8 protein-coding genes are annotated in these 6,508 nt (G+C 68.7%); 4 read left to right on the top strand and 4 right to left on the bottom strand.

Going from position 1 to position 6,508, the window contains the following annotated elements; all coding sequences use genetic code 11:
* Positions 1-135 precede the first annotated feature (135 nt).
* Positions 136-606, bottom strand: a complete 471-nt coding sequence (locus tag HY726_07820) for a flavin reductase family protein (protein MBI4608898.1) — start codon at positions 604-606, stop codon at positions 136-138.
* Positions 607-880: 274 nt separating this feature from the next.
* Between HY726_07820 and HY726_07815 the strand changes: the two genes are divergently transcribed.
* From HY726_07815 to HY726_07800, 4 genes are all read left to right on the top strand, one after another.
* Positions 881-1,354 (top strand): VOC family protein, encoded by a 474-nt coding sequence (locus HY726_07815; protein MBI4608897.1) that lies wholly within the window; start codon positions 881-883, stop codon positions 1,352-1,354.
* A complete protein-coding gene (locus HY726_07810) occupies positions 1,351-2,556 on the top strand; it encodes an acyl-CoA dehydrogenase family protein (protein ID MBI4608896.1) in 1,206 nt (401 codons plus the stop codon). The genes HY726_07815 and HY726_07810 overlap by 4 nt, the downstream gene beginning before the upstream one ends.
* 24 nt (positions 2,557-2,580) lie before the next feature.
* On the top strand, positions 2,581-4,359 hold the full coding sequence (locus HY726_07805) for a thiamine pyrophosphate-binding protein (protein ID MBI4608895.1): 1,779 nt from the start codon (positions 2,581-2,583) through the stop codon (positions 4,357-4,359).
* A gap of 457 nt (positions 4,360-4,816) precedes the next feature.
* Entirely contained in the window at positions 4,817-5,206 is a 390-nt protein-coding gene (locus HY726_07800; protein ID MBI4608894.1) for a hypothetical protein, read from the top strand.
* A gap of 71 nt (positions 5,207-5,277) precedes the next feature.
* Here HY726_07800 and HY726_07795 read toward each other — a convergent pair whose 3' ends face one another.
* The 3 genes from HY726_07795 to HY726_07785 form a co-directional block, all read right to left on the bottom strand.
* Complete coding sequence (locus HY726_07795; GenBank protein ID MBI4608893.1) at positions 5,278-5,541, bottom strand: hypothetical protein; 264 nt, start codon at positions 5,539-5,541, stop codon at positions 5,278-5,280.
* Positions 5,541-6,125 carry a tetratricopeptide repeat protein gene (locus tag HY726_07790; GenBank protein ID MBI4608892.1) on the bottom strand — a complete coding sequence of 195 codons (585 nt, stop codon included), beginning with the start codon at positions 6,123-6,125 and terminating at the stop codon, positions 5,541-5,543. The genes HY726_07795 and HY726_07790 overlap by 1 nt, the downstream gene beginning before the upstream one ends.
* 103 nt (positions 6,126-6,228) lie before the next feature.
* A partial coding sequence (locus tag HY726_07785; GenBank protein ID MBI4608891.1) for an amidohydrolase family protein occupies positions 6,229-6,508 on the bottom strand: 280 nt, incomplete at its 5' end.

Below are 6,508 nucleotides of genomic sequence, written 5' to 3'. Positions count from 1 at the left end.
TACCCGGCCCGCGCAACCGACTGGGGCCTCGCCTCGTGGCTCTCCTCGCCTGCGGCTCGTCGGCAGCCCCTCGGCTCGAACCACCATTCCTGGGGGAGGCCTCGGAGGGGGCCGTCGAGGCCCCCTCCGACTGACCTAACCGCCGTAGAAGACCTTCTCGCCGAGGTCCTTCAGCCACAGCGTCGCGTCGTCGGCGCGGCCCTCGGGCGGCTTGGTGAGCCCGACCTCGGTCACTCTGCCGACGAAGATGGAGTGATCACCCTTCTCGACCGTCGCCTCGAGCGTGCACTCCATGAACGCGGGCGTGTTCGTGAGGATGGGAGCTCCCGTCGTGCCCGGACGAAACGGTTCGCCGGAGATGGTCAGGCCTTGCCGCTCGGCGGGCTTGAAGAACATGAAGGCCAGGGTCTGCTGCCCTTTACCGAGGACGTTCAAGGCAAAGGCCTTCGTGTCCTTGATGAGGGCGTGCACGTGGGAGTCGGCCTTGACCGCGACCGCGACGAGGGGCGGCTCGAACGAAGCCTGAGTCACCCAGTTGACGGTGGCCGCCGCCACTCGGCCGTCCGGGTGCGCTGCGGTCAGCACGTAGAGACCGTAGGGGATCATCCGGAGCGTGGTCTTCCTGGTGGTTGAGGTCCACGGGTCCTCCTCCTGGCCCGGGCCGAGGCGCTCTTCCCGGTCGTCGAGGCCGGCGACCGCCGCCGTCCGCAGGCTTGGAGCATATCGCGGAACGGCGGCCACGGTCCAGAGAAGGCCACGGCCTCCCGGCCCGGGACCGGTTTGCGGACCTGGAGCCGTTTCGCGTACCATTGGCCACGAGACGGGGCTCTCGCCCTCGACCGGGCGAGGGTCGAGGACACGTGACCACGAGGAGGAGCCCATGCCGGTGACAGAGCTCAATCACTACTTCGTCCGAGCGAACGACCTCGAGAAGACCAAGGACTTCTACTGCGACGTGCTCGGCTTTTCGGTCATGCCGCGGCCGCCTTTCCCCTTTCCGGGCTACTGGCTCGGCGTGAACGGCAGGATCCAGGTGCACATGGGGCAGACCGGCGTTCCCAACGCCGAGCTGTATTACCTCGGCACCCCGAAGAACGCCGCCGCCGACCACGCGGGCGTCATCGATCACATCGCCTTCCTGGCCACCGAGCCGGGCGGCTTCATCCGGCGTTTCAAAGAGCGCGGGATGGAGTTCCAGCCGCGGTCGCTCCCGGAGTTCGACCTCTACCAGATCTTCCTCAAGGACCCGAACGGGCTCACCATCGAGCTCAACTTCTTCGGGCTCAAGGACGTCAAGGACTGGGGAGGCGAGGAGTACTCGACGCTGCCCCAGGTCGCCGGGACGCGGGCATGAGCGGGGCGGGCGGCGGGCGCGGCTTCGCGGACGTGAGCTACGACGAGGCGATGCGACGGGCGCGCGCCCTCGTGCCGGTCCTGCGCGAGCGGGCCGATCGGGCCGAAGCGCTCCGGGAGATGCCGAAGGAGACAATCGACGATCTCCATCGCACCGGGCTCCTCCGGTTCCACCAGCCCCGGCGATGGGGCGGCATGGAGCTCGAGTTCGTCTCCCTGTTCGACGTCCCCGCCGAAATCGGTCGCGGCTGCGCCTCGACGGCCTGGAACGTCGCGAATCTCGGCGTCCACCACTGGATGCTCGCGCTCTACGATGAGCGGGCCCAGGAAGAGGTGTGGAGCAAGAACCCCGATGTCCTGATCGCCTCGGGCATCGCCTACCCGCAGGGCCGCGGCCGCCGGGTCGACGGCGGCTTCGTCATCAGCGGCCTCTGGAATTTCTCGAGCGGCGTCGATGCAGCGGAGTGGAACATGCTGGCGGTCACGGTCCGCGACGGCGATCGCGTCGTCGATCACCGGATGTGCCTCGTGCCGAGGAGCGACTACGAGATCGTCGACGACTGGCACGTGCTTGGCATGCGGAGCACCGGGTCCAAGTCGGTGCGCGCCGCGGACCTCTTCGTCCCGGAGCACCGGGCCCTGTGCATGTACCTGGCGCGTGGCGGCAGCCAGTTTCCCGGCGCGAGCGTCAACCCGAATCCGCTCTACCGGGTCCCCCTCTCCGCGCTCGGCTCGCACTGTCTTGCGGCGGCCGGGGTCGGCAATGCCCAGGCCGCACTCGAGCTGACGGTCGAGGCCATCATGGACCGGAGCACGAGCTACACGGCGATGCGTATGCGCGATTTCCAGCCCGTTCAGCTGCGCGTCGCCCGCGCGGGCGCGCAGATCGACGGGGCGCGGCTCATCATCAGGACGGACTGCCTCGAGGCCCAGCGGATCGCCGAGGAGAATCGTGCGCCGACGATCGAGGAGAAGCTCCGTTTCAAGCGTAACGTGGCCTACGCGATGGAGCTCTGCACCGAGGCGGTGGACACGCTCCACGCCCTGGCCGGCGCCAACGGCGTCTACGACCGGCATCCCATCCAGCGGCTCTTCCGGGACCAGCACGCGCTCGCGGGCCACATCGGCTTCAGCTGGGATGCCCAGGGCGCGCCCTGGGGGCTGGTCGTCCTCGGCGGCGAGTTCTCGAGTCCGACGCTCTGAGATCGTCCATCAGGGGGACGAGCCATGGCCACGTATCGAGGGGCGGACCTCATCGTTGACTACCTGATCCGCGAGGGCGTTCCCTACGCGGTCGGGGTCTGCGGGCACGGCAACATCGGGCTCCTGGACGCGCTGTACCGACGCCAGAGCGAAATCAAGACGATTTCTGTCCATCACGAGCCGGCAGCGGGCCATATCGCGGACGTGTACTACCGGGTGGCCAGGACGCCGCTGGCGACGTTCACGTCATGCGGTCCGGGATCGGCGAATCTGCCCATGGCGGTGGCCTGCGCCTCGCTCGATTCCTCGGCGATCTTCGTCATCACCGGCAATGTCCCGACCCAGCAGTTCAACCGCGGGGCCTTCCAGGAAACCTACCGCCACTACCAGGCGGAGTTCCCCAACGTGCTGCGGCCCTACGTCAAGCGCGCCTACCAGGCCACGCGCGTGGATATGCTCCCGGTCGCCCTCCGCGACGCCTTCCGCGAGATGCTCACCGGCCGGCCGGGCCCGGTGAACCTCGACGTGCCGTTGAACGTGTTCGTTGAAGAAGCCGACGTGGAGGCGCCCGATCCGGGCGCCTGGCGGGCGGGCCTGCGCAGCGCTGCTGCCGGGAATCCCGAGGCGGTGGCGGAGGCGCTGGACCTCCTGCTTCACGCCGCCCGGCCGCTCATCGTCGCGGGCAACGGCGTCGTCGCCGCCGACGGGGCGGCGGAGCTTCGGCGGCTGGCGGAGCGACTTCAGATCCCGGTGGCCACAACGCCCCTGGCGAAGGGCGTGTTCGACGAGCGGCACCCGTTGGCCCTCGGCGCCCTCGGGCGGAACGGGACCTACACCGCGAACCAGGCAGGCCGCTCGTGCGATGTGCTGCTGGCCCTGGGCACCCGGTTCGACGATCGGGCGAGCAGCGCGTGGCTTCCGGGCGTCTCGTACCGGATCCCGCCGACTCGGCTGATCCACGTGGACCTGGATCCGGAGGAGCTGGGGCGGAACTTCCCCGCGACGGTCGGCATCCTGGGCGACGCTCGCCAGGTGCTGCGCCAGATGTCAGCCCTCCTCGAGAGCCGGGGTGGCCGGCGCGCTGCGGCGCCCGAGTGGCATGCCGAGATCGCCGGATGGAAGCGGCTGTGGGAGGAGGCTCGGAAGCCCCACCATGCGTCGGACGCGGTGCCGATCCGACCCGAGCGGCTCGTCGCCGACCTGCGCAGGGTGCTCGCGGACGAGACGATCGTGCTTGCCGACGTCGGCGTCCACCACAACTGGCTGGTCCAGGAGCTGGAGTGTCGCCGGCCTGGCACGCTGCTTCAGTCCTGGGGGTTCGGCGGGATGGGCTTTGCCGTCTGTGGCGTGCTGGGGGCGAAGCTGGCCGCGCCCGAGCGTCCCGCCGTCTGCGTCGCGGGCGACGGGGGGTTCCTGATGGCGCCTCACATCCTGGCGACCGCGGTGGAGTACAACATCCCGGCTGTCTGGGTCATTTGGAACAACTACGGCTACGTTTCAATCCGTGACCTCCAGCTCGGGTTCTTTGGCGGTCGCGAGATCGCCACCACCTTCGCGCTCGAGGCGACCGGGGAGCTGTGTTCCCCCGACTTCGTCATGCTGGCCCGTGCGTTTGGCGCCGAAGGCGTCCGGGTGGAGAAGCCCGGCGACTTCGCGCCGGCCCTCGAGGCGGCGCTGGCCGCCGGGAAGCCGGCCGTACTCGACGTGCGGGTCGACCGCGAGGTGAGACCCCGGGCCACAGGTGGCTGGGAGCTGCCGCCTCTGCCGCCGGCCATGCCCGCGTTCCACCCCGAAGCTGGCTAGTCGAGGATCCCTGGCCCGGCGGGCACTTCCCACCGGAGGCAGTGTACCCCTCTTTTGTGCGTCGCACTTTGGAACTCGTGGTTTTCATCCTCTTTTTTTTTACATCTCGACGAGGCTGACCAGAGGCTTCACTATGGCGCGCGAGAGGCAAACGGGATATGGGCGCGAGCGATGGGGGAACATGTTCTTTGAAATCAATGAGTTGTATGGTGTGCCCCGGCGCCTTGAAAGAAGCTGCTCTCGCTGGTTAAAAGGTGAAAGGGTTCATAGACAGATTGTTTGGCCTCGCCCAATAATGCGCGCGAGCTGCCCCGGTAGCTCAAGCGGCCGATTCTCAAAGGGAAGGAGGTGACGAGGAATGAGATGGAGACCTGAGGTTGCCGTGTTGAGCGTGATCCTTTTCGCCGTCGTCTTGGTCCTCACGCCTGCGGTCGGAGTTCACGCGCAGCAGGTCCGACTGGCCAAACACGTCAAGGGGCTCAACCCCTGCGCCGAGAAAACGATTAACCCGTGCGCCGCCAAGACCCTGAACCCGTGCGCCGCCAAGACGCTGAATCCCTGTGCGGCGAAGACCCTGAACCCGTGCGCCGCGAAGACCCTAAACCCGTGCGCCGCCAAGACGCTGAATCCCTGTGCGGCGAAGACCCTAAACCCGTGCGCCGCGAAGACCCTGAACCCGTGCGCCGCCAAGACGCTGAATCCCTGTGCGGCGAAGACCCTAAACCCGTGCGCCGCCAAGACCCTGAACCCGTGCGCGGCGAAGGTCCTCCACCCTGAGAGGGCGAAGACCCTGACCGCCGAAGAGGCCAAGACGATCAATCCGTGCGCGGCAAAGAAGCCTCGGTAGGCCATGCCGTGCCCGCGACGGGGCGGGGTTGCTTCTCGCCAAGCGGAGAAGCCCCGCCCCGGACGCCGCGATCAGGGTTGGATCGAGCCAAGAGGCTCCGGCGCTCTCCGGCGCGGCCGCTCCTTGGCCCAGACAATGCTGAGCGTTCGGTCAAGCACGTCCGCCTTCGTGTCCCAGAGCCCTCTCGCAACCAGGCGCTGGGCGGTCTCGGGCTCCGTGGAGGCGGCGCAGAGGAGCCCGGTGGCCCCGCACGGGCAGTCGAGCTGATGGTTGGCGCGTTCCACGGCTGCCGGGACGGGATGGACAGCTTCACAGAACGGACACCGGGCGGTCATCAGAGGCAGATCAGCCGCCCGTGTCGGGTGCTGAAGCAATGCAAGATCCCCCGCGGCCAGAACGGGTCCACACGCAGGCGCTGCTCCAACCGCGCCTCGCGCAGCTCTCGCTCCCAGTCCGCCTCGTCCTCCAGGCTCGCCGCGAGGAACCGCCGCAGCTCGTCTGAGAGCACGTCGCCCCGGATCACGCTCAGGGCCCGGTTGATCTGGGCGGCGATCCGGGGATGGGGCTTCAGGCCCAGCAGGGCCCTCAGCTGCTCTTCAGCCGGGCCGTCCTCGCCCTTTCGAAGGTGGCTGAGGCCGAGGTAGAGTCGCGCCTCGGCCCGGTCAGGTTCACGAGCGACCACGCGCTGCAAGGCGTCCGTCGCCGCGTCCCACGCCCCGAGCTTATACCGAGCGATGCCGAGGCCGGCCAGGGCGTCGAGCCGCGCCGGCGCCTCTGCAAGGGCTTCGGCGAAGCGATCGGCCGCCTCATCGTAGCGCCCGAGCCCGAGCGCGGAGACGCCCCGTCCGTAGGCGGTCGCGCAGCCGGCCAGCGCCGCGGCGCCCAGGAGCACAGCCAGGGCCAGGGCTCTACTCTGCACAGCTCACGCCTCTTGCGCCTGTCGGCTCGCCATCCAAGACAAGGCAAGCCTACCGCCCACCGCCGGGACGGTCAATGCGACGTGTCGGCGGGTGGAGGCGGTCCTACCGCTCCCAGCGGAGGAACCGGGCGGCATTGTCGCCCAGGATCTTCTCCCGCTCCGCCCCGCTCAGGAATTCGCAGCGTCGGATGAACTCCACCGAGCGCTGGAGCCGGCCGACCGCGAACGGCGCGTCGCTCCCGAGAACGACGCGGTCGCTCCCCACGCAGGCGAGGGCACAGAGGAGCGCCGCATCGGAGTACGCCGTCTCCGAGTAGGCCAGGTTGTCCAGGTAAAAGCGCGTGAGGTAGTGGGACGGCGGCCGGGTGATCGTCACGCCCTTG

The sequence above is a fragment of the Candidatus Rokuibacteriota bacterium genome, assembly GCA_016209385.1.
GTDB lineage: Bacteria > Methylomirabilota > Methylomirabilia > Rokubacteriales > CSP1-6 > JACQWB01.
Note: the sequence above shows the minus strand (reverse complement) of the source record. Positions and strands in the feature narration are given on the sequence as shown.

Coding starts and splice junctions, on each gene's coding strand:
- HY726_07805 (MBI4608895.1), top strand. CDS start 2,581: ATGGCCACGTATCGAGGGGCGGACCTCATCGTTGACTACCTGATCCGC.
- HY726_07815 (MBI4608897.1), top strand. CDS start 881: ATGCCGGTGACAGAGCTCAATCACTACTTCGTCCGAGCGAACGACCTC.
- HY726_07795 (MBI4608893.1), bottom strand. CDS start 5,541: ATGACCGCCCGGTGTCCGTTCTGTGAAGCTGTCCATCCCGTCCCGGCA.
- HY726_07820 (MBI4608898.1), bottom strand. CDS start 606: ATGATCCCCTACGGTCTCTACGTGCTGACCGCAGCGCACCCGGACGGC.
- HY726_07810 (MBI4608896.1), top strand. CDS start 1,351: ATGAGCGGGGCGGGCGGCGGGCGCGGCTTCGCGGACGTGAGCTACGAC.